The organism is Streptomyces hygroscopicus subsp. hygroscopicus, assembly GCF_001553455.1.
In the GTDB taxonomy this organism is placed as follows: Bacteria; Actinomycetota; Actinomycetes; order Streptomycetales; family Streptomycetaceae; genus Streptomyces; species Streptomyces hygroscopicus.
In genome coordinates, this window is record NZ_BBOX01000579.1 from 1 (window position 1) to 2,255 (window position 2,255).

A 2,255-nucleotide genomic window follows, 5' to 3' on the forward strand; every position below is an offset into this window, starting at 1 on the left:
CGGGGTGTTCTCGCTGGAGGACGCGTGCGCGCTGGTGGCGGCCCGGGGCCGGCTGATGCAGGCGCTGCCCGAGGGTGGCGCGATGGTGGCCGTGCAGGCGTCGGAGGAGGAGATCGCGGCGTCGCTGGCCGGGCGTGCGGCCGAGGTGAGCATCGCCGCCGTCAACGGCCCGACCGCCGTGGTCATCGCCGGTGACGAGGGCGCTGTCCTCGAGATCGCCGAGCAGTGGGCCGGACAGGGCCGCAAGACCCGTCGGCTGCGGGTCAGCCACGCCTTCCACTCGCCCCGGATGGACGCGATGCTGGGCGACTTCCGCAAGGTCGTCGAAGAGCTGTCGTTCGCCCGCCCGGCCATCGCCCTGGTCTCCAATGTGACGGGGCAGCCGGCCGGCGCGGACGAGGTGTGCTCCGCGGAGTACTGGGTCCGCCACGTGCGCGAGGCGGTGCGGTTCGCGGACGGTGTGCGGGCGCTCGACGCGCAGGGCGTGTCCCGGTTCGTGGAGGTCGGTCCCGACGGCGTGCTCACCGCGATGGCGCGGGACTGCGTGGCGGACCAGCCCGAGGGCGCCGCCGCGCCCGTCCTGGTGCCGGTGCTGCGCAAGGACCGCCCCGAGACCCGGGCGCTGACCACGGCGCTGGCCGAACTCCACGTGAACGGCGTCGGAGTGGACTGGGAACGGCTCTTCGCCGGACGTGGCGCCCGGACGGTCGAGCTGCCCACCTACGCCTTCCAGCGGGAGCGCTACTGGCTGGAGGCCCTGACGACGTTCGCCAGCGATGTCACCGCCGTGGGGCTCGTCCCGCCGACGCATCCGCTGCTGGGCGCCGCCGTCGAGCTGCCCGACGCGGACGGCTTCCTGTTCACCGGCCGCCTGTCGCCGCAGACGCACCCGTGGCTGGTCGACCACATGGTCCAGGACACGATTCTGCTGCCCGGCACCGCCTTCCTCGAACTGGCCCTGCACGCCGCCGACCAGGTGGGATGCGACCGGGTCGAGGAGCTGACCCTCACGGCGCCGCTGGCGCTGCCCGAACGCGGCGCGGTCCACCTCCAGCTGGCGGTGGGCGGTCCGGACGAGAACGGCGCGCGCTCGCTGAACGTGTACTCCCGGCTGGAAGACCCCACCATGGAGCAGCCGTGGACCCAGCACGCCTCCGGCCTGCTCGCCCGGAGCGACACACCGGAGGAGACCGGGCAGGCCGACCTCACCGTATGGCCCCCGGAGGGCGCGGAGCGGATCGACACCGAGGACGTCTACGACCGGATGGCCGCGGGCGGCTTCGCCTACGGCCCGGTCTTCCAGGGGCTGCGGTCGGTGTGGATCCGTGGGGACGAGGTCTTCGCCGAGGTGCGCCTGCCCGAGGAGAACGCCTCGGACGCGGGGCGGTTCGGACTCCACCCGGCCCTGCTGGACGCGGCGATTCAGGCCGTCATGTTCGTACCCCAGGAGGAGGCGGGTCTCGCCAGGCTCCCGTTCTCCTGGACCGGCGTGTCGCTGCGGGCCACGGGCGCCTCGGAACTGAGGGTGCGCCTCAGCTCGCTCGGGCCCGACTCGATCGGCCTCACGGTGGCCGACACCAGCGGCCGCGCCGTGGCCACCGTCGACTCCCTGGTGATGCGGCTGGTCGCGGAGGGGCAGATCCAGTCGGCCGGCTCCCCGGAGGCCGGGCACGACTCGCTCTTCCGGCTGGACTGGACCCCGGTCCCCGTCGGCGCGCCGGCCCCCGCCTCCGAGGCCACCTGGGCCGTGCTGGGCACCGACGACCTGGGGGTGCGCTCCGGCCTGGAGGCCGAGGGCGCCGAGGTGGCGTCGTACGCCGATCTGGCCGCGCTGCGCGAGGCGATCGACTCCGGGGCCACGGCGCCGGACGTCGTCGTGGTGGCGGGCGCCGCGGAGGCGATCGGCATCGACGACGGCGCGGACCTGGCGGCACGGGTGCGTGCCACCACGTACCGCGCGCTGGAGCTGGTGCGGACGTGGGTCACCGACCATCGGTTCGACGACTCCTACCTGGTGTTCGTGACCCGCGGCGCGATGGGCGCCCGGTCCTCCGCCGAGGTGCGCACCCCGGCCGAGGCCGCTGTGTGGGGTCTGCTGCGCTCCGCGCAGACCGAGCACCCCGGGAAGTTCCTCCTGGTGGACCTGGACCCGCAGGAGGACGGCGATGGGTCCTCGGCGCTACGGGCGGCGCTGACCGCCGAGGAGCCGCAGGTGGCCGTGCGGGACGGACGGGTGTTCGCGGCGCGTCTGGCCC

At 74.6% G+C, this 2,255-nt stretch carries 1 protein-coding gene; it reads left to right on the plus strand.

Annotation, left to right across the window (positions count from 1 at the left end; translation table 11 throughout):
- Positions 1-2,255 (plus strand): SpnB-like Rossmann fold domain-containing protein (locus tag AXW62_RS38875; RefSeq protein ID WP_159061090.1); only part of this gene is annotated, 2,255 nt, incomplete at both ends.